We start from the raw sequence: 21,106 nt of genomic DNA on the forward strand, positions 1-21,106 counted from the left end.
AATTAATGAATTATTGCAATTTCTTCATTAGGAGAAGTTGCAATGGTTTTTTTAATGTTTCTTTTTCCTACCATCAAAATTAAAAAGGCAGCAATAGTTGTTGAAGCCATTATTACGACCATAGGCGTAATTGAATCTTTTACAAAAACACCCACTGCAAAAGAAGCCAAAGCCCCTAACCCCAGTTGGATGGCACCCATTAATGCCGATGCACTTCCAGCATTTCTTGAAAAAGGAGCAAGTGTAAGACCTGCTGTATTTGGGTTAGATATCCCTAAACAGGCTAAGAATAAAAATAACATTGCAATTGTTGTATATAATCCTAAAAGACCATTTATTGCCAAAAGAAGGAATACAACGCTAATTATTGATTGTGTAATCAATGCGCCAAAAATCATTTGCTCACTTGAAAATTTCCTTAATAGCAATGAGTTCAGTTGACTTGCACCTATAAAACTCAATGACATAAATGCAAATATCCAACCGTATGTTTTGGCATCCACATTAAAAATATCCATGAATAAAATAGGAGAAGCAGCTACATAAGTAAACAATCCAGAAAAAGCAATTGCACCAGTAAAAGCATAGGTATAAAACTGAGGCTCTTTTACAATACTTATGAAATTAGTAATAATAGGCTTTGGTTTTAATGAGATAGAGGTATCTGGTTCATATGTATTTGGCAAGCCTATCTGTGAGGCCAAAAGAATTAATATTCCCATACACATTAATATAAAAAAGACAGTATGCCAACTATAATACGCTGTAACATAACCTCCAATTGTAGGTGCTAGCATTGGCGATAGCCCAACTACTAACATCAATAAAGAAAAAACTTTAGGTATATCTTTCACAGGAAATAAATCCCGAACCATCGAAACAGAAGCAACTGTAGCAGCACAACTTCCTATCGCTTGAATGAATCGTAAACCAATAAAAGTGTCAATATTAGTGACATAAACACAATCTAATGATGCTAATATGTAAACCAATAATCCAATAAACAATGGTTTTTTTCTCCCAAAACGATCTAATAAAGGACCATAAAGCAATTGCCCTGCTGAAATTCCTATAAAATAACTGGACAAGGTCATGGAAACATTGGCTACTGTAGTATTCAAATCTTTTGCGATACCAGAAAATCCTGGTAGATACATGTCTATAGAAAAGGGTCCCAATGCAGTAAGAGAACCTAAAATTAGAATTAATTTGAAATAACGAGCTTTAGACATAAAAAGAGCTTTAATTTTTTGCAAAGGTAAATAATTATTGCCCTAAAATTGATACGTTTTAAAGTATTAAAATAACTACCAATTTATTTAAATGTTTATTAAATAACTCTCAGTATAAGCTTTTTGATAAATTGCCTCACTAAACATAAATAGATTCGATGGCTTTTTAGATGTACCAACTTGTTTTTCGTCTAATTTAACAATGAATTTTTTTGTAATTAGTTTTCGTCTAAAATTACGATTGTCAATCTCAGTACCTAATATAGATTCGTATGTATCTTGTAACTCTTTAATAGTAAATTTATCTGGAAGCAATTCAAAAATAATAGGTTTGTACATCGATTTCTCTTTCAAATCAGCATAAGCCTCATTAATTATCGTTTTATGATCAAATCCAAGTGCGGGTAAATTATTTATGGGAAACCATTGTACTTTAAGCTTAGTAGTCTCTAAATTAACTTCATGTGTTTGTAATAAAAAATAATAAGCAATAGTTATAGTTCGTTGATTAAAATTTTGATTTTTTGCCCAAATAATATCTCTTTCATTCATTAAACGGTTTGGGTCACCAAAAACTTTAAACTGTTTTTTATAAAGATTGTCAAGCCCCGTTAGCTCCTTTAATACTCTTGATGCAGTTTCATCTATAGTTTCATTTTCAAGTGTATGATATCCAGTTAGAACATAATCATTTACAAGTGGTTCTTTACTGACTTCCGATTTTAAAAAACGTTCAATCAATAATACGTTTAAGGATTTAGTATTAAAGTCAAAGCCAAAAATGACACAGTCAACTGATATATTGGGAATTATTTGGGGTTGCATAAGTAGAAAAATAAAAATGGTTTGTACGTTTTTTAATAAAATTAAAATACTTCAAAAAACAAATTTAAGGATTTTATTATGAATATAGATAGGAATGGATAAGTCTATCTATATTTATACAAACGTCATTAGTACGTTATATCTATAATTTGAAATTTAGATATATTTATATGCGATATATACATATAAAACCTAATTAATTTAAATAATAGCAAAATATAAGTATTTTTTTTTAGCATATATAATAATTTAAATATACTTTTGAAAAATAATAGTCATTTTGACGTTTAATACAAATGTTAAAACTATTTCGATTTAGTATTGCTAATAAATAAAAACTAATTGTAGCCGAAAAACTGAAGCGAACACAAAAAAATAAACAAATATTCAAGCCCTAAGTCATGAAAAAAACCGTTGCTACATTTTTATTATCCTTTTCTGCTATGTTATCGTATTCACAAGTTGTAATAACAAATTCCAACTTTTCTATGGGAACTACAGGTCGAATTGGTGTTGGGCTTTCGCCAAATGGGGAAGGGAACCAATGGAGACCATTAAATCTTTCGGGCCAAGGCTCTTTGGGCGGTCGAATGGAGCAAACTGACTATATCGATATTTTACCTGCATTTCACTTTACACCTAAACTAGTAGGGAAAGAAAGTACCAATGTTACTTTTCAAATGCGTTTAGGAATGTACTCTAATAATGGACAATTTATTGGAAATACAAGCACTCAAACTAAAAACGGACTAACTTTCATTCTTCCTGAGGCTTATGTAGAAGCAACTAATATTATGGGAAGTAAATGGTCTGCTTGGGCAGGATCCCGTTTTCGTCGTTATGATGATATACACATCAGTGATTATTTTTATTTTGATGATCATTCTTCACAAGGTTTTGGTGTAAGCCATAAAACCACAGAACTGACTATGTTAATGCCTGCTTCTTCGAATACAGGTTCTATTTATCCTTATAACTATGAAGTTACTGTCGCGGGTGCTACAAATGCAGCTATTCGTCAAAGAATGGTTTGGATTGGGGAACACAGTTTTAAATTTAAAAACGACAATACCATAAAGCTTTTGGGTGAATTTCACTATGCATCAGCTAGTTCTAATGAAGCCAGTATTAAATATGCGTCGGATAACGGTTTTGTAGCTGGAATTAAATACAACAGTCCGTTTAAAACCGCTATGCCTGGTTCTTTCAATCAAATATCGGCACGTTATGGTACCGGGATTGCGAATGGTGGTGATAACGGAAACACTTTTACTTGGGCTACTTATGGAGCTCCAGATGCGGCAGGGAAATACAATGGTGCATATTCATTTACAATGGTGGAACATTTTTTATTAAATATTTCTAAAAAATTTAGCATCAATGGGTATGGTGTTTTCACAAGAAGTAAAGGTGGGTCTAGTAGTACTGATAAAGACACCTATTTCGATGGGACACAATTGTACAATCAAAAAACCGACTTGGTAGTTGGAATGCGTAATTTTTATTATGTGACCGATTGGTTTCACATTCTTCAAGAATTACATTATGCTGTTAGAAAAGACGGAGATAATCCAGAAGCAAGCATGTGGAAATTTTCTCTCGCACCTACAATTGTGCCTTTAGGACAGCGGGATCCATGGAGTCGTCCGCACATTCGTTTGGTTTATACAGTGGCCAGATACAATGATTTTGCAAGAGACCATAATTACTCCTCTTTTTTACTGGTAAATCAAAAACGATGGGGTTCTTATTTAGGGGTAAAAACAGAGTGGTGGTTGTTTTAATTCAATAGAAAAATAATTTAAAATAGATACATATGCCAATTTTTGGAACTAGTATTTTATCATTCATTCCCGGATGGACTGCTGAAGGAGGAACATTTGCCATACAAAAAACAGCAGAATATGGCTTTGACATGCTTGAAATTTCTTTGCCATCATCATTAGATTTTGATGCCATAGCAACTAAGAAGCAACTGGATGAACATGGAATTCAAGGACGTTTGTCTCTGAATCTGCCCAAAGCTTCCCATATTCCATTATACCCAGAAAATGCTTTGGCTTTGATTACAAAAGCATTGGATAAAGTAGGGGAGCTGGAAGGTGATTTTTTAGGTGGTGTCTTACATTCGGCCATTGGGACCTTTACAGGAAAACAATGTACAGTTGATGAAAAAGTCATTATTCGTCAAGTTTTTACTGAATTGGCAGTTTACGCCAAGAAGCAAAATATAACGTTAGCGATTGAACCGATTAATCGTTACGAAAGCTATGTCTTTACTGCGGCTCATGAAGTGTTGCAAATGATTGAAGAAATCAATACTACTAATATTGGTTTGCATTTGGACACTTTTCATATGAACATAGAAGAAATGAATTTTTACGATCCTATTATTGTTGCAGGTGACCGCTTGAAACACGTTCATATTACCGAAAGCGATCGTGGAATGACAGGAGAAGGAAATGTACATTGGGATGATTTTTTTAAGGCATTAGCCAAAATCAATTACCAAGGACCATTAGTTCTAGAAAATTTCTCATCAGAAATCACTGCTTTAGTAGGACCTACTTCTTTGTGGAGGCCTTCAAAATACAATTCAGAAGATCTTGCCAAAGGCAGTCTGCTATTTATGAAAGAAAAAGTAGCCCTCTGGTACAATGAAAATCAATTAATTCAATAAAAAATAAAAATAAATAAAAAATAAATAAAATGGAAAAAAGGCTAAAAGGAGTTTGTTTTGGTGAAGTACTTTTTGATGTTTTTTTGGAACACAAAAAAATTGGGGGAGCCCCATTAAATGTTGCTTCAAGATTAAACTCACTAGGTGGAGAAATCGCTATGATAAGTGCCGTTGGGAATGATGCCAATGGAATAATAGTAGTGGATTATTTGAATGGAGTAGGAGTAAATACTGAAAGCGTTCAAGTAAAAGAAAATTACGCTACGGGAGTGGTAAATGTAATTTTGAACGAAAAAGGAAATGCATCTTATGATATTAATTATCCTGCTGCTTGGGATAAAATCGAAGTTTCAACTACAAGTACACAACTGGTTGAAGGTGCTGATTTTTTTGTCTATGGAAGTTTATCTTCAAGAGATTCTGTATCCAATAATACTTTAAAAGAATTATTAAAAGTAGCCAAATATAGCGTTTTTGATGTCAATTTAAGGGTGCCACATTATACTAAATCGAATGTTTTAGAATTATTGCAAGTAGCTGATTTTATTAAGTTTAACGATGATGAGTTAAATGAAATTTGTCAAGACTTACAATCAGATAAAAAATCATTAGAGCAAAACATCTTATTCATTGCGAAGAAAACCAATACGAAAACCATTTGTGTGACTTTAGGATCACACGGAGCCGTTTTGTATTGCAACAATAAATTTTATCACAACTGTGGTTTCAAGGTGAATGTAGTAGATACGGTAGGTTCAGGAGATTCATTCTTAGCCGCTTTAATTATTAAATTATTGAATGGTGAAGATCCACAACACGCTATTAATTTTGCTAGTGCCATTGGAGCCATCGTTGCTCAAAATGAAGGAGCAAACCCTGTAATTTCTCCAACAGAAATTGATGTTTTCTTGTCTGGATTTGAGCAAGTAAACCGTTTTGCTAAAACATCAACTACCAATTAACTATATAAACCGACCAATGAATTTAACAAAAAAAATACCCGTAGTAAGTAAAGAATTAATTTTTCAATTTGTAATTATAACCATATTATTTGCGCTGTGGGGAATTGCTAATGATTTGACAACTCCCATGGTTTCTACTTTCAAAAAAGTAATGCCTGAACTTTCTAATACGCAGGCGTCATTAGTGCAATTTGCATTTTATTTTGGGTATTTCTTTATGGCATTGCCAGCTGCATTATTCATTAGAAAATACAGCTATAAATCAGGTATCATATTAGGACTAATCCTTTATGCAACAGGTGCTTTTTTATTCTATCCAGCAGCTCATTACCAGAGCTATACTTTTTTTCTTATTTCATTATGGGTAATTACCTGTGGTTTAGCTTTTCTTGAAACCACTTCAAACCCATTAATCTTATTCCTGGGTAATAAAGAAACAGCAACCCAACGTTTAAATTTAGCGCAAGCCTTCAATCCTATTGGTGCTATAACGGGATTAATTATGGCCCAGTTTTTAGTAATCAAAGAAATAAAATCTGATGATTACACCCAGGAAGCGTATCATGCTTTATCTTCAACTGAGTTAGCTAGTATTCGTGAAAATGATTTGAGTGTAATCAGTATTCCTTATATTGGTTTAGGACTTTTTGTTTTGATCATCTTAATCATTATCATTTTTACTAAAATGCCTACCACAGCTCACGAAGATAAAATGTCAGTATCTGAATCATTCAAAAAATTATTTGCCAATAAAAATTACAAACACGGCGTTTTAGCACAAGCATTTTACGTTGGAGCGCAAATCATGTGTTGGACATTTATTTTTCAATATGTTGATAATATCAATCATACCTTTGGATTACATTTAACAGCAACCTATTACAATATTGCTGCAATGCTTTTATTTTTATCGGGACGATGGATTGGAACGGCTTTAATGAAAACTTTAAACCCATCCAAAATATTGATGGTATTTGGCATTGGAGGAGTAATTTGTGCAGCAGGCGCTATTGTACTACAAGGAATGCCTGGATTAATTTCGCTAATTTGTATTTCCATATTCATGTCAATTATGTTCCCTACCATCTATGGAATCGCATTAAAAGATATGGGAGACGAAGCCAAAATTGGTTCTGCAGGTTTAGTAATGGCCATTGTTGGTGGTGCTTTGATGCCCGTTTTACAAGGATCTATGCTAGATATGGGAGGTCCTGGATTTGCAGATATCAAACTGTTTGGATTCATTCCTGAAGTGAATTTTTCTTTTATTCTACCCCTAATTTGTTTAGCTGTAGTGGCTCATTACGGATACAGTACGTATCAATTATCAAAAAAGGTATAGTAATTCATCCGTTTATTTACTAATTAAAAACCCGAAACAGACTATAAGGCTATTTCGGGTTTTTTGTTTTGTATTATCAAATATTGGGAATTAATTATCATAACAGTCTCTTTTTTTGGAGTGCTTTTCTTTATTTTTATACTTTAGTTTAGAATAATAATTAAGGAATCTCAAAAATAAAAATAATGGCAACTACTATAACTATAAATCCATCTACTGGAGAAAAAATAGCGGAGTATAATCGCATCACAATAAATGAAGCTAAAGAAAAAATTACCCAATCAAAAAAAACATTCGATAGTTGGAAGCAAAAAAATTTTGAAGAACGCGCCCAATTGATGCATAAATTGGCTGCAATTCTAGAGGGAAATAAGGAAGAATATGCGCAATTAGCTACTAGAGAAATGGGTAAAACAATTGGTCAATCTCGTAAAGAAATAGAAAAATGTGCATTAGTATGCCGTTACTATGCGGATCATTCTAAAGAGTTGTTGGCAGATGAAATCGTAAAGACAGAAGCTACTAAGAGTTATGTTACTTTTAAGCCCATCGGTGTAATTTTAGCTGTTATGCCTTGGAATTTCCCATTTTATCAAGTCATACGATTTGCAGTTCCAGCTTTGATGGCAGGAAATACAGGTGTTTTAAAACATGCCTCAAATGTTCAAGGTTGTGCATTTGCGCTGGAAGATGCATTTGTAAAATCAGGATTTCCTACAGGCACATTTACCAACTTAAACATCGATTCAAAATTGGTAAAAGATATTATTGAAAACAAAAATATAATGGCTGTGACGCTTACTGGAAGCGAACCAGCAGGTCGTTCTGTTGCTTCGATTGCTGGACAAAATTTAAAGAAAACAGTGATGGAATTAGGAGGTAGTGATGCTTATATTATTCTTGATGATGTTGACATGGAAGAAGCGACTGATATGGCTACTTTAGGAAGATTACAAAATAACGGACAAACCTGTATTGCTGCTAAAAGATTTGTTGTCCTTGATGAAATCTATGATGAATTTCTAGCCTTATTCACAAAGAAAATGAAAGCTGCAAAAATGGGCGAACCTACGGATGAAACTACGTATTACGGCCCGATGGCTAGAACAGACTTGCGTGATCAACTTCACGAACAAGTTCTAAAAACTGTAGCTCAAGGAGGCCGATTGGTATTAGGTGGTGAAATTCCAGATAGAAATGGAGCGTATTATCCAGCCACTATTTTGGCAGATTTAGAGCCAGGAATGGAAGGTTTTGATAATGAGTTATTTGGTCCTGTAGCATCTGTAATACGAGCAAAAGATGATGCTCATGCGGTTGAATTAGCTAACAATTCTGTTTTTGGTCTGGGATCGGGTGTGTTTACTGGCAATAAAGAAAGAGGGGAAAGGCTTGCATTGCAATTGGAGGCTGGAAGTAGTTTTGTAAATAAATTAGTTGTTTCTGATCCAAGATTACCCTTTGGTGGTATAAAAAACAGTGGCTATGGGAGAGAACTTGCTGCGTATGGAATTCGTGAATTTGTGAATACCAAAACGATTTGGATAAATTAAAGTGATACCTTTTTAAACAGTATGGTGTAATCAATTTTTTGATAGAAATTAAATCCTTATAAATATATAGAATTAAAATTTCCGGTTTTACATTTTATTCTAATAATATACAATCGCTGAGAATCGCGTATTTGAAAATTTATTGAACATGGCACGGAATATCAAAAAATAAATGAAGCAATTTACGAAGAGAATTAAGTTGCTGCAGTGCATTGTTCTATAAAACAATTAGAATCATTCAAATTGGTGACAGCCTATACTATTTATGGATAATAGAAAACGAACTATAATTTATATTATGTAAAATAGAAAATATACAAACTTCCCATTCTGCAAGATTCCTCAGTAAAACTACTTGTGCCAATTGATATAATTAAAAAGTACAATTTTGACTTAGTCTTCTCCTTTTAGTACATAATTCATTAATTAAATTAAACCAAAGTACAAATTCACAAAATTTAATATATAACCTAGATTTACGCTGTTATTTGCATCATTAATTTATTAATTTTGCTAAATATAATTATTCAAAAAATATGAATTCAATTGCAGAACACATTGCTGATTTTTTAAAAGAATACGCTCCATTTGATGCACTCACGTTTCAAGAGTTATCAGAGATTTCTGCAAATATTCGAGTAGTCAATTTAGAAATTAATAAAACCTTATTTCAAATTGATGAAGCTTTACATGATAGTTTTTATGTGGTGGCTTCCGGTTTAATTAATTTATCTGTAATTGCCGATGCCGAAGAAACAATTTTGAATAAATGTCATGAAGGTGCTATTTTTGGTTTGCGTCCCTTTTTTGCAAAAAACAATTATATGATGACTGCAAAAGCACGTGAAGAAAGTATTGTTTACGCTATACCGATAGCTGTTTTTAGACCTTTTGTAGCTAATAATTCAGATGTTTTAAATTTTTTACTAGAGAATTTTGCAGTCAATTCAAGAAGCACAAATACTAAGGAAAATGCACATAGAAACCTAATTTCTGATACTAGTTTCTCTTCAGTACAACAGTCTGAAATGCAATATTTCCAGACTTTATCTTATAACAGCTCTCCATTAATTACTGCTCCATACAATATTGTCAAAGATGTTGCTCAGTTAATGGCTGAAATGAGAATCAATAATGCTGTAATTTGTGAAAATAATATTCCTATTGGTATTGTTACTGATATGGATATGTCATCTAAAATTGCTACAGGAAGATATCCTATAACTATTTCTGTTGATAAAGTAATGTCATCCCCTGTAATTACGGTTCTTGAAAATGTATCCTTGGCAGAAGCACAATTATTAATGTTAAAAAATAACGTCACTCATTTATGCGTAACACTGGATGGTTCAAACAAATCAATTGTAAAAGGAGTGATTTCGGAACATGATTTAGTGGTAGCCCAAGCCAATAATCCTGGGGTTTTAATCAAAGAGATAAAACGTTCCCAAACAGCTAAAGAACTAAAACAAATCAGATTAAGACTGGACGACATTGTTCAGACATCGATTCAAAAAAACATTCCACTTACGCATATTTCAAATATTGCCAGCGAAATCAATTTTGCTATTTTAAAACGCGCTGTGGAGCAATCAATTTTAGATTTGGGCTCCCCTCCTGCTCGTTTTGCCTGGTTAAGCATTGGTAGTCAAGGAAGAAAAGAGCAATTATTACCCACAGATCAGGACAGTATTTTAATTTTTGAAGATGTTGCTCCTGAAAAATATAGAGCCGTAAAAGACTATTTCCTTAATTTAGCAAAAAAAGCTACTTTAATTTTAGAAAAAGTAGGATATCAATTGTGTCCAAATGGACATATGGCTAGCAATATGCTTTGGTGTAAGTCCCTTTCAGATTGGACAAAACAATACAACAGTTGGATGAATACTACAGCCGAAAACAGTAGTGATTTAAGCAGTATATTTTTTGATTATGAAATTGTTTTTGGCGAACAAAAAATTGAAGATGCAATTAATAATGTAGTATATAAAAATGCTGAAAATAATGTTTTATTTTATGACTTTTTAGGGAATGATGCTTTAAGAAACAATTCTCCATTGACCTTTTTTAAGAAATTTAATGTAGAAGAAGAAGGTCCTAATAAAGATAAATTTGATATTAAGACACGTGCATTAATGCCACTAATTGATGGCGCCCGTTTATTTACATTAAGTCATAATATCAAAGGAATTAATAATACATACATTCGTTTTAAACAATTAGCTATTACCAATCCTAAACATGCTGAAATTTATCTAGAATGTGCCGAAGCTTTCTTAGTTTTGTCTAAATTTAGAGCATTAGAAGGTTTGAAAAATGATAATTCTGGACAGTATATCAACTTAGAAGAATTGTCAAAAACAGATAGAGAAAAACTTAAAAATGCATTAGCTCCAATGAAAGAATTGGAGGACTTGATTAAAGACACATTTCAAATGACTCAATTTTCATAAATATGCTAGACTGGATTAAAAATATCAATAAAGAATTTCCTGAATTTTGGAAAACATACCTTTCAAAGTTTGTTAAGAAATCAAATCGATATGTGATTTTTTCTACCGAAACTTCTGGATTAAATTTACATGATGATGTGATTTTAACAATTGGTGCTTTCGCTGTAATTGATGATAGTGTTCATATTGGGGACAGCTTTGAAAATGTATTATTACAATACAAATATTTTCATGACAACAAACTTTCAAATGAGTTTATTGTTGAGAGTAAAATGCCGAAATTAGGAGAATCTGATGCTATTAAATCCTTTATTGAATATATTGAGAATGCTGTATTAGTAGGACATCACATTGATTTTGATGTAGAAATGATCAATGTTGCGTTAGAAAGACTAGGTTGTGGCCGATTAAAAAATGAAGCCTTAGACATTGATATTATGCATCGAAAACTGCATGATATTACTGATAAAAAATCTTCTTTGGATGAATTATCCCATTTTTATAAAATTCCAAAAAGTGATCGAATTTCCTCTTCAGAAGATGCCTATAAAATTGCATTATTATTTTTAAAATTAAAATCAAGACTTAAAATTAAGTAACCAGTTTTATAGTGAAATGATAGCTTTATAGCGCCCGTGATGGCTTATTGAAACGGGTTTTATGATATCTTCATCAGTAAAAAAAGGAATGCCATTTATTTTATCCAATTGATTGTTCGGTTCTAAATATACAATCTGGTTGAAAAACAACTTTTGGGCAACGGCAATAGTATGAATTTTATCCCCTATAATTTGTGTTTTTGTATAATAAGTATTCCCTTTACAAATTACTCTTCCCAAAGTAGCATTCTCATAAATACATTCTAATTGAGTAGGAATATAGGCTCTGATACCCGTTTCGCGATTATAAATTTTATATGCTGCCTCTTTTCTACTCCATAAATTCCAAACCATTTTCTCCGAATTTTGGGCATTATGTATCAAAAGTTGTTCCTTTAACGTAAATATTTTTTGCAAAAATCCAGGCCGTTTCCAGTTACTTTCTTTTTGGGCTAAAGCCAAATCTACGATGTCATTACCAATCATTTTTCTGATAATTTTGTTCTAATAATTTCTAATGTTGATTTTACATCAAGCATTTTTTCCATAGATTCATTATCAATTTGAATGTCAAATGCATCTTCTACATCTAAAATAATATCAACTAAATTAGCTGAATTGATATTCAAATCCTTTATAAAATCAGTGTCTTCCGAAAAAGAATCAAATGCTTCCTCATTGTTTACAAAAGGCATAATGATTTTTTTTAATTGTTCTAAAATTGCTGCTTCGTTCATATATAATTTTTTAAGTACTGTATTTTTTTAAAATGATACAACCATTAACATCCCCAAATCCAAAACTTGCTTTTGCAATGACATTCAGTTCAGTAGTTATTAATTGTTGTGGAATTCTGGAGGAATCAATTAGGTCTATTATCTCAGGATGTAAATCGTCACAGTTTATATTTGGAAAAACAAAACCTTGATGCAATTGTAAAACAGTAGCTACACTTTCTATACTTCCTGCTCCAGATAGACAATGACCAACCATTGATTTTAAAGAGTTTATATAAGGAAAATCTACTCCATTTCTTCCTAAGGCTTCACTCCAATTTTGAATTTCTAAACTGTCTTTAGAAGTTGCCGTCAAATGACCATTTAAAGCATCAATTTCATTTGGTTCAATTCCTGCATTTTTGATCGCTGTTGTAATGCATTTTTTAACCGCTATTGGATTAGGAGCCGTCATTGTTCCTAAACCACGTTGCCCACCTGAATTAATATTCCCGCCTATTATTTCTGCATAAATTTTTGCACCTCGTGTTAAAGCAGTTTCTAAATCTTCTATCACTAATGCTCCTGCTCCACTGCCAGGAACAAAACCTGAAGCACTAGCACTCATTGGACGCGATCCTTTTTCTGGGCTGTCATTGTGTTTAAAAGTGCAAACACGCATCGCGTCAAAACCTCCCCAAATATAGGGTCCGGAATCACTTGTACTTCCTGCAACTATTCGTTTTGCTTGACCCGATTTTATTCGGTCATAGGCCATCATGATGCTCTCAGTCCCAGTAGTACATGCCGACGAATTAGTTGTTACTTGGTTTCCAAGGCCTAATTTTCCTCCTAGATAAGCACTGATTCCACTGTTCATCGTTTGTGCAACAGCAGTACTGCCTAATCTACGAGTCTGAAAAGCATCAATTTTATAGATGCTTTCTCTAAACTTTTCAATTCCAGAAGTTCCAGTTCCAAAAATAGTACCGCTATCCCAATCGGGATCTTCATTCGTTTGTATTTCTAAACCAGCATCTTTCCATGCATCTATCCCCGCTATAACACCATATAAAATTCCTGAAGAATTAAAATTTCGCAATTCTAATTCTGTAAAATAATTCAATGCCAAATCGGTTGTAATCTCCGGTTTTCCAGAAATCTGACACGAAAATTGTAGGCGTTCTAATTCTGCATCTTTTTTGATTCCAGAAATTCCATTTTTGATGGCATGAGTAAACGCTTCAAGTCCTACTCCATTTGGAGCAACAACACCAAGACCCGTAATGACAACTCTCCTACTCATTTTATATCTATTTATAGCGTTTTATTTAGTTTTATAAAAACTGCATTATATAATTATTTACTTAGGCAATTAGGTGATCATTCCGGCAATCTCTCCCATGCAAACAAGGTCTCCATTCTCATTCTTCATTTTTACTTTGCATTTTAATTTTCCAAATCTAAAGTATATTTTTTCTGAAATAACGGTGACTTTTTCTTTAGGAAAAACAGGTTTTAAAAATTCTATATTACTTGAAGTTAAAGCAATTGAAGTGTTTTTATTAAAGTTTAAGTCTAATAAAAAAACACCTAAACAAACCAATCCTATTTGCGCCATAACCTCCGTTAAAATTACACCGGGAGTAACAGGAAAATTGTTGAAATGCCCTTTGTAAAAATCAAGATTTTCATCAAATGTATAACAACCCTCTACTCCATTTTCATTAACAGACGATAATTCGTCTACAAATAAAAAGGGATTTGAATAGGGCAATTTTGATATAATTTCCTGATTTGTCATTACTAATTCTTTTAATGAATTTTCTAAAATTGCAGTAAAACACGTTGTGCCGAAAACCCTGGGCCAAAACTCAACATTAATCCTTTTTCTCCTTTTGCTGGCTTATTATCCATAAATCGCTCCAAAACATACAATACAGTGGCGCTAGACATGTTTCCATACAATCGCAGTACTTCTTTAGTGTCATCGATGTTTTTGCCTAAGCTAGAGAATAAATCTTCCACTGTTTGCACAATTTTTTTTCCTCCAGGATGAAATATTAAATGATTAATATCATCAATTTTTAAGTTGTTTTTTTCTAAAAACGGATGAATGATTGCAGGAAAATGAGAAGCAATTGTATTAGGAACTTCAATATCCAATACCATTTGCAAACCTGAATTGGTTAACTTAAACCCCATCATGTGTTCATTATTATAAAAATGATACATTTCTTCCGCCACAATTTCAGGTCCCTCATCCTCTTCAAATGATGAAAGCAGCACACAAGCAGCACCGTCACCAAAAATGGCAGCACTTACGATATTTGCCATAGAGAAATCATCCAATTGAAAAGTAGCCGTTGGACTTTCCACGGCAATAACTGCTGCTCTTTTACCGGGATTTGCCTGAAGAAAATTTTTGGCATAAATAATTCCCGAAATTCCTGCAGCACAACCCATTTCAGTAACAGGAAGCCGAACAATATCTTGACGCAGTTTCAATTTATTAATTAAATAGGCATCGAGAGACGGTATCATAATTCCAGTGCAACTCACCGTAATGATATAATCTAAATCTTCTGGTTTCCACTTGGATTTCAACAATGCTTTTTCGAGTACTTTTTCACCTAGATCAATGACTTCGCGAGTATAGATATCATTTCTTTCCTCAAATGATGTTTTAGTAAAAACCTCTATCGGATCCATAATTGAATAGCGGGTATCAACTGCTGCTCCTTCAAATATTTTTTTTACTTTTCGAATAAAACGTTCGTCTTGTCCTGTCAACCAATTGTCTAGAAATGGTATAATTTCTTCCGTTGTTCTTGAATATTTTGGAAGTTGCTTAGCAACGGTATGTATTTTAACACTCATATTTTTAAAATTATCCATTGGTAACGAAAAGCCCATTTCCACTGAATGGTATAGTTTCTGAAATTTAATTTTTTTGAAAATCCAATTAAGTCTTCTTTTTTAAAACCCCTTAGTATTGAAATTAATCCATCTTCTCTTGACATTTCATTTAATTGAAATGTCGCACACAATAATTGAAATAATCTATAAGAAATTCTGCTTCTGTGTAAATCATTTATAACGATTCCCAAATCAGCATTGGCATAAAACACAGGAAGTATTTTTTCAATTTCTTCTTTTTTAAAATGATGTAATGTCAAAGTGCACAAAACAATATCATATTTTAATTCATTAAAAACTTCGCCAAAAATATCTTCACAAATAAAACTTATATTAGGATAATTAACTGATAAATTGATTGCATGATTGATGGTGAAATTATTAGCATCAACACCAATTAATTTAAAATTTAAATTGTTTTTTTTAGCATATTGAGCCAATGTTCGTAACATGTCTCCATTGCCACACCCCACATCTACAATTGTAATTTCTTTGTCAGTAACAAGGCTAGAGAGTAATTTTTCAACTCCAAGTAAAGTTAGCGTGTTTCCGCCCAATAGCTGGTTTATTTTTGCGATTTTATCTAATGCTTCACGCAAAATTTCCCCTTCCATGGTGAAATCATCCATTATCTCTTCCTTATCAGTTCGGTGCTTAGTGTTTAAAAACATTTATTCATTTATAAAATAGGTTTGCCATGAGTTTTCTTAATAATTATGGTTAAAAGAAAAGGAAATTCAACTAATATACGCAGTAGCATATCAGATAGTTTTTGTTGTTGCAAAATTGCAGATAAAAATCGCCCTGCTTTCAATCTTGCTTTAAAATTGGTAGTCCATTGCTTCAGATATTTTTGCTCTAATTCATCTCTAGATTTAATTTCTTTAGTTAAATATTTAATAACCAATTCAGATGCGATTTTTGCACTATGAATAGCCATTGCCATTCCATTTCCACACAAAGGATGGATTAACCCAGCAGTATCTCCAATCATTAAAATATGATTTTCAACTGCCTTTTTTTTATCAAATGAAACTTGGCTTATCGTTAGCGGTTTCTCAAAAAGAAGGGTACTCGTACCAAAAATATTTTTTAAAAAAGGGTTCTTTGCGATTACATTATTTTGATAGTCTTCGGTGTTTTTGTATTTTTTAAATGTTTCATAATTACATAAATAACAAATATTAATCTGATTATTTTCTACTTTTGAAACACCACAATAGCCTCCTTCAAAATTATGTAAACCTACTAAGTCCTCCCGAAAACTACCCAAATAATGTCCTTTTACGGCTAGCCAAGAAGATTTTTTTTGAATAAAATTCCTGTTTAATTTTTGATCAATTAGGGATCGTTTCCCAAAAGCCCCTATAACAATATCTGCTTTTAAAATAGTATTATTTACTGTCGAAACTGTAAATTGATTTTCTTTAAAAATAATATCTTGGACACTATCTTGAATAACCAAGCAACCATTTACTACTGCTTTTTTATATAAAAATTCATCTAAAGCAAACCTGCTAATTCCAAAACCTCCCAGCGGTAACTCACAAGAAATCATAGTTCCGCTGGAAGTCGAAAACTGTAATTTATTGATCGCGGTTGGATTCAATTCTGAAATAGTTATACCAAGCCAATTTAAATAGGGTAAGACTTCATTGGAAATGTATTCGCCACATACTTTATGTTTTGGATATTCATTTTTTTCAACTAAGATAACTTCTACTCCTATTTTAGACAAATGAATGGCAGCAGTAAGCCCTGCTAATCCACCACCAACAATAATTACAGCAGAATTTGTTTTCATATCCATGCTAATTTAGGTTATTTCTTGCAAATACTAATTTTTATTAAATAAAAAAACTGTTTCATATATTGAAACAGTTTTAATAATTTTAAAAAATAAAATCTATATTTTATTTTATTTCATTTATAATTTCTTCTACAATTTCAGGATTTAATAATGTAGAGGTGTCACCGAAATTAGTAAAATCACCAGCAGCTATTTTTCTAAGAATTCGACGCATAATTTTACCAGAACGAGTTTTTGGCAAACCAGAAACAAATTGTATTTTATCCAATTTGGCAATTGGTCCTACGTGATCTGAAATGTGTTGATTGATTTCTTTGAAAAGGTTTTCTTTATTTCTAATTTCTCCTGTTTCTTTCAAAATAACATAACCACATAAAGCATTCCCTTTTACATCATGTGGAAATCCTACTATAGCACTTTCTGCCACTGCAGGATGCTCATTAATGGCATCTTCAATAGGAGCTGTCCCTAGATTGTGTCCCGAAACAATAACTACATCATCAACACGGCCTGTAATTCTATAATACCCTACTTCATCACGTAAAGCGCCGTCACCAGTGAAAAAGTTACCTGGGTATTCCGAGAAATAAGTGTCTATATATCGTTGATGATTACCCCATATTGTTCGTGCAATTCCTGGCCATGGAAACTTGATACATAAACTTCCAACTACTTGGTTTCCTTCAATTTCATTTCGCTTGTCATCCATTAATACCGGCTGAATTCCTGGTAATGGAAGTGTAGCATAGGTTGGTTTTGTAGGAGTAACAAATGCCAAAGGAGAAATCATGATTCCGCCTGTTTCAGTTTGCCACCAAGTGTCTACGATAGGACAACGTTTCCCACCTACATGATCATTAAACCAATGCCAAGCTTCTTCGTTTATGGGTTCACCGACAGAACCAATCACTTTTAATGTATCTAAATCATATTTTTGAACGTATTCTAGACTCTCTTTTGCCAAAGAGCGAATGGCAGTTGGAGCGGTATAAAATTGTGTTACTTTGTGTTTTTTTATTGTTTCCCAATAGCGACTAAAATCAGGATAAGATGGAATTCCTTCAAAAATAACTGTTGTAGCACCGTTTAAAAGTGGTCCATAAAGGATGTAAGAATGTCCCGTAATCCAACCTATATCAGCTGTACACCAAAAAACATCATTTTCTTCGTAATTAAAAACATTTTTAAAAGTATAGGCTGTATGAACCATATAACCAGCGGTTGTATGGACCATCCCTTTTGGTTTTCCAGTAGAACCAGAAGTATATAGAATAAATAAAGGATCTTCGGAATCCATTATTTCTGCAACACAATTATCAGAGGCAATATCCAACAAGGGTTGCAACCAAATGTCTCTACCTTGTTTCATTTTAATTTCAGTATTTGTTCTTTGAACAACCAATACCGTATCTACAGAGGGACAATTTTCTAATGCTTCATCAATTATTCCTTTTAATTCAATAGTTTTATTTCCACGGTAACCTCCATCAGAAGTAATAACCATTTTACTTTCACTATCAATTATTCTATTTGCTACTGCAGAAGATGAAAATCCTGCAAAAATAACTGAATGGATAGCACCAATTCTTGCACAAGCTAAAACTGAAACTGCTAATTCAGGAATCATTGGTAAATAGATACAAACCCGATCCCCTTTTTTTATTCCTTGTTCACGCAAAACATTTGCCATTTTACAAACACGTTGATGCAATTCATTATAGGTTATGTGCAATGCCTCTTCATCGGGGTTATTGGGTTCAAAAATTATAGCAGTTTTTTCTCCTCTTTTATTTAGGTGTCTATCGATACAATTTTTGGTCATATTTAGCTTTGCTTCAGTAAACCATTTTATATCTGCTTCGGCCATATTAAATTCCACAACTTTATCCCATTGTTGATACCATGTAAAATTCTCTTCCGCTATCTTACCCCAAAATTTTCGGGGTTCTCGAACAGATTTGTTATAATGTTTGAAGTATTGCTCTAAATTTTCGATCTTATAATAACTCATGGGATATATTTTTTTATAAAAGTATTAAATCTCACTCTATTCCAAAAATTTTTTATTTGATTAATTATCAGGGTAAATTACACATAAATAATTAAAACAGGTGTTTTTTTAAAGATACCTTAAAAACTGTACAATTCCAATAAAACAGTAAACGCAAAAAAGACGAAGTAAATAGTTTACTTCGCCTTTTTTTAATTAACAATAATTGTAACAATTAAATTAATAATACAAAAATATGTTGCATTTATAACATTCCACTATTCAAAATAATTAAATATAATACACCACTTTCGCTACTATAATCTTTGAATCAATCAATTTTAAATTGATTTAAATCTTTATTTTTTTAATTAAAAAGGAATTACTCCACTTAACTAATTATCAAACCAGTTAAGTGAATGTAATAAGCAACCATATTGATCATTAAGTTTTAATAAGTTGTTTACTAATTCAAAATACATGAAAAATAAATGATACAGTGCCAATCCCAACACACCCTCATGTGCGGCAATTCCTAATTTTAATCTATACTATTTTTTTCATAGCCGTCATTGATTCTCTTAACCAAGCTCCTACTTCTTCAACTGGATGATTTCTAATTATGCTATTAACTTCGATTAATTGTTTGTTATCAACTCCGTTGTTTCCATCGTTGAATGGGCGACCCACTAAGTTAGATGGTGCATTTTTTACGTAATCAGCTATTAATGGCTTACAAGCGTGATCAAATAAATAACATCCGTACTCAGCTGTATCAGAAATTACACGGTTCATTTCGAATAATTTCTTTCTTGCAATAGTATTAGCTATTAATGGAGTTTCGTGTAATGACTCATAATATGCAGACTCTTCAATAATTCCTGAATCAGTCATAGCCTCAAATGCTAATTCTACTCCTGCTTTAACCATTGCTACCATTAATACTCCATTATCATAGTATTCTTGTTCAGAGATTACAATGTCTCCAGCTGGTGTTTTTTCAAAGTTTGTATCTCCTGTAGCTGCTCTCCAAGCTAACAAGTTTTTATCATCATTATCCCAGTCTTCCATCATTGTTTTAGAAAAGTGACCAGAGATAATATCATCCATGTGTTTTTGAAACAATGGACGCATAATATCTTTTAATTCTTCTGACGCATTGAAAGCAGCAATTTTAGCTGGATTAGATAATCTATCCATCATGTTTGTAATTCCACCATATTTCAATCCTTCAGTAATTGTTTCCCATCCGTACTGAATTAATTTTGAAGCATATCCTGCATCAATTCCTTCAGCTACCATTTTATCAAAACATAAAATAGAACCCGTTTGTAACAATCCACATAGAATAGTTTGTTCTCCCATTAAGTCTGATTTTACTTCAGCTACAAATGATGAACGCAATACTCCTGCTCTGTTTCCACCTGTAGCAACAGCATAAGCCTTAGCTTGATCTAAACCAAAACCGTTTGGGTCATTCTCAGGATGAACAGCAATTAATGTTGGAACACCAAAACCTCTTTTATATTCTTCACGCACTTCTGAACCTGGACATTTTGGAGCACACATAATAACCGTAATGTCTTTACGAATTTGCATTCCTTCTTCTACGATATTAAAACCATGAGAATAGGCTAAAGTGGAACCTTGTTTCATCAATGGCATGATAGCAGTTACAACTGCAGTATGTTGTTTATCTGGAGTAAGATTACAAACTAAATCAGCAGTTGGGATTAATTCTTCATATGTCCCTACGTTAAAACCGTTATCAGCAGCATTCATGAAAGAAGCTCTTTTTTGAGCAATAGCTTCTGCACGTAATGCATATGAAATATCTAAACCTGAATCTCTCATGTTCAAACCTTGATTTAAACCTTGAGCTCCACAACCAACAATAACTACTTTTTTACCTTTTAAAGCTTCGATTCCATTAGCAAATTCTGATTGATCCATGAATTCGCAAACGCCTAATTGTTCTAATTGTAATCTAAGTGGTAATGAATTGAAATAATTTGCCATTTTTTA

Annotated in this window: 18 protein-coding genes; 7 read left to right on the forward strand and 11 right to left on the reverse strand. The window is 32.5% G+C overall.

Annotated features, from left to right (window positions below; all coding sequences use genetic code 11):
* Window positions 1–2 precede the first annotated feature (2 nt).
* Window positions 3–1,232 (reverse strand): multidrug effflux MFS transporter, encoded by a 1,230-nt coding sequence (locus AB3G33_RS12245; RefSeq protein WP_367769899.1) that lies wholly within the window; start codon window positions 1,230–1,232, stop codon window positions 3–5.
* An 87-nt stretch (window positions 1,233–1,319) separates the two neighbouring features.
* On the reverse strand, window positions 1,320–2,057 hold the full coding sequence (locus AB3G33_RS12250) for an NUDIX hydrolase (protein WP_367769902.1): 738 nt from the start codon (window positions 2,055–2,057) through the stop codon (window positions 1,320–1,322).
* Window positions 2,058–2,458: 401 nt separating this feature from the next.
* Between AB3G33_RS12250 and AB3G33_RS12255 the strand changes: the two genes are divergently transcribed.
* From AB3G33_RS12255 to AB3G33_RS12285, 7 genes are all read left to right on the forward strand, one after another.
* Window positions 2,459–3,841 carry a carbohydrate porin gene (locus AB3G33_RS12255; RefSeq protein WP_367769905.1) on the forward strand — a complete coding sequence of 461 codons (1,383 nt, stop codon included), beginning with the start codon at window positions 2,459–2,461 and terminating at the stop codon, window positions 3,839–3,841.
* Window positions 3,842–3,873: 32 nt separating this feature from the next.
* Window positions 3,874–4,737: a sugar phosphate isomerase/epimerase family protein gene (locus tag AB3G33_RS12260; RefSeq protein WP_367769908.1), complete on the forward strand. Its 864-nt coding sequence runs from the start codon at window positions 3,874–3,876 to the stop codon at window positions 4,735–4,737.
* 29 nt (window positions 4,738–4,766) lie between these two features.
* On the forward strand, window positions 4,767–5,699 hold the full coding sequence (locus AB3G33_RS12265) for a carbohydrate kinase family protein (RefSeq protein ID WP_367769910.1): 933 nt from the start codon (window positions 4,767–4,769) through the stop codon (window positions 5,697–5,699).
* A gap of 16 nt (window positions 5,700–5,715) precedes the next feature.
* On the forward strand, window positions 5,716–7,041 hold the full coding sequence (gene fucP, locus AB3G33_RS12270) for an L-fucose:H+ symporter permease (RefSeq protein WP_367769913.1): 1,326 nt from the start codon (window positions 5,716–5,718) through the stop codon (window positions 7,039–7,041).
* Between the two features lie 185 nt (window positions 7,042–7,226).
* The gene (locus tag AB3G33_RS12275) at window positions 7,227–8,594 is read left to right on the forward strand and encodes an NAD-dependent succinate-semialdehyde dehydrogenase (protein ID WP_367769916.1); all 1,368 of its coding nucleotides are present in this window, start codon (window positions 7,227–7,229) and stop codon (window positions 8,592–8,594) included.
* A gap of 536 nt (window positions 8,595–9,130) precedes the next feature.
* A complete protein-coding gene (locus tag AB3G33_RS12280) occupies window positions 9,131–11,047 on the forward strand; it encodes a DUF294 nucleotidyltransferase-like domain-containing protein (RefSeq protein WP_367769919.1) in 1,917 nt (638 codons plus the stop codon).
* Between the two features lie 2 nt (window positions 11,048–11,049).
* Window positions 11,050–11,646 (forward strand): PolC-type DNA polymerase III, encoded by a 597-nt coding sequence (locus tag AB3G33_RS12285; protein WP_367769922.1) that lies wholly within the window; start codon window positions 11,050–11,052, stop codon window positions 11,644–11,646.
* Between the two features lie 6 nt (window positions 11,647–11,652).
* Here AB3G33_RS12285 and AB3G33_RS12290 read toward each other — a convergent pair whose 3' ends face one another.
* The 9 genes from AB3G33_RS12290 to ilvC all read right to left on the reverse strand — a co-directional run bounded on the left by AB3G33_RS12290 (window position 11,653) and on the right by ilvC (window position 21,100).
* Window positions 11,653–12,132, reverse strand: coding sequence for a 4'-phosphopantetheinyl transferase superfamily protein (locus AB3G33_RS12290; protein WP_367769925.1), 480 nt, complete (start codon window positions 12,130–12,132; stop codon window positions 11,653–11,655).
* Window positions 12,129–12,383, reverse strand: a complete 255-nt coding sequence (locus tag AB3G33_RS12295; RefSeq protein WP_367753101.1) for an acyl carrier protein — start codon at window positions 12,381–12,383, stop codon at window positions 12,129–12,131. The genes AB3G33_RS12290 and AB3G33_RS12295 overlap by 4 nt, the downstream gene beginning before the upstream one ends.
* A 10-nt stretch (window positions 12,384–12,393) precedes the next feature.
* Window positions 12,394–13,668: a beta-ketoacyl synthase gene (locus tag AB3G33_RS12300; protein WP_367769928.1), complete on the reverse strand. Its 1,275-nt coding sequence runs from the start codon at window positions 13,666–13,668 to the stop codon at window positions 12,394–12,396.
* 69 nt (window positions 13,669–13,737) lie between these two features.
* Complete coding sequence (locus AB3G33_RS12305) at window positions 13,738–14,166, reverse strand: 3-hydroxyacyl-ACP dehydratase FabZ family protein (RefSeq protein ID WP_367769931.1); 429 nt, start codon at window positions 14,164–14,166, stop codon at window positions 13,738–13,740.
* A 23-nt stretch (window positions 14,167–14,189) separates the two neighbouring features.
* Window positions 14,190–15,242 carry a type III polyketide synthase gene (locus tag AB3G33_RS12310; protein WP_367769934.1) on the reverse strand — a complete coding sequence of 351 codons (1,053 nt, stop codon included), beginning with the start codon at window positions 15,240–15,242 and terminating at the stop codon, window positions 14,190–14,192.
* Window positions 15,239–15,952 carry a methyltransferase domain-containing protein gene (locus AB3G33_RS12315; protein ID WP_367769936.1) on the reverse strand — a complete coding sequence of 238 codons (714 nt, stop codon included), beginning with the start codon at window positions 15,950–15,952 and terminating at the stop codon, window positions 15,239–15,241. The genes AB3G33_RS12310 and AB3G33_RS12315 overlap by 4 nt, the downstream gene beginning before the upstream one ends.
* A gap of 8 nt (window positions 15,953–15,960) precedes the next feature.
* The gene (locus AB3G33_RS12320) at window positions 15,961–17,085 is read right to left on the reverse strand and encodes an NAD(P)/FAD-dependent oxidoreductase (RefSeq protein WP_367769939.1); all 1,125 of its coding nucleotides are present in this window, start codon (window positions 17,083–17,085) and stop codon (window positions 15,961–15,963) included.
* A gap of 109 nt (window positions 17,086–17,194) precedes the next feature.
* Complete coding sequence (acs, locus tag AB3G33_RS12325; RefSeq protein WP_367769943.1) at window positions 17,195–19,102, reverse strand: acetate--CoA ligase; 1,908 nt, start codon at window positions 19,100–19,102, stop codon at window positions 17,195–17,197.
* Between the two features lie 525 nt (window positions 19,103–19,627).
* Window positions 19,628–21,100 carry a ketol-acid reductoisomerase gene (gene ilvC / locus AB3G33_RS12330; protein ID WP_367769946.1) on the reverse strand — a complete coding sequence of 491 codons (1,473 nt, stop codon included), beginning with the start codon at window positions 21,098–21,100 and terminating at the stop codon, window positions 19,628–19,630.
* Between the last annotated feature and the right edge of the window lie 6 nt (window positions 21,101–21,106).

Source organism: Flavobacterium sp. WC2421, assembly GCF_040822115.1.
Classification (GTDB): Bacteria; Bacteroidota; Bacteroidia; order Flavobacteriales; family Flavobacteriaceae; genus Flavobacterium.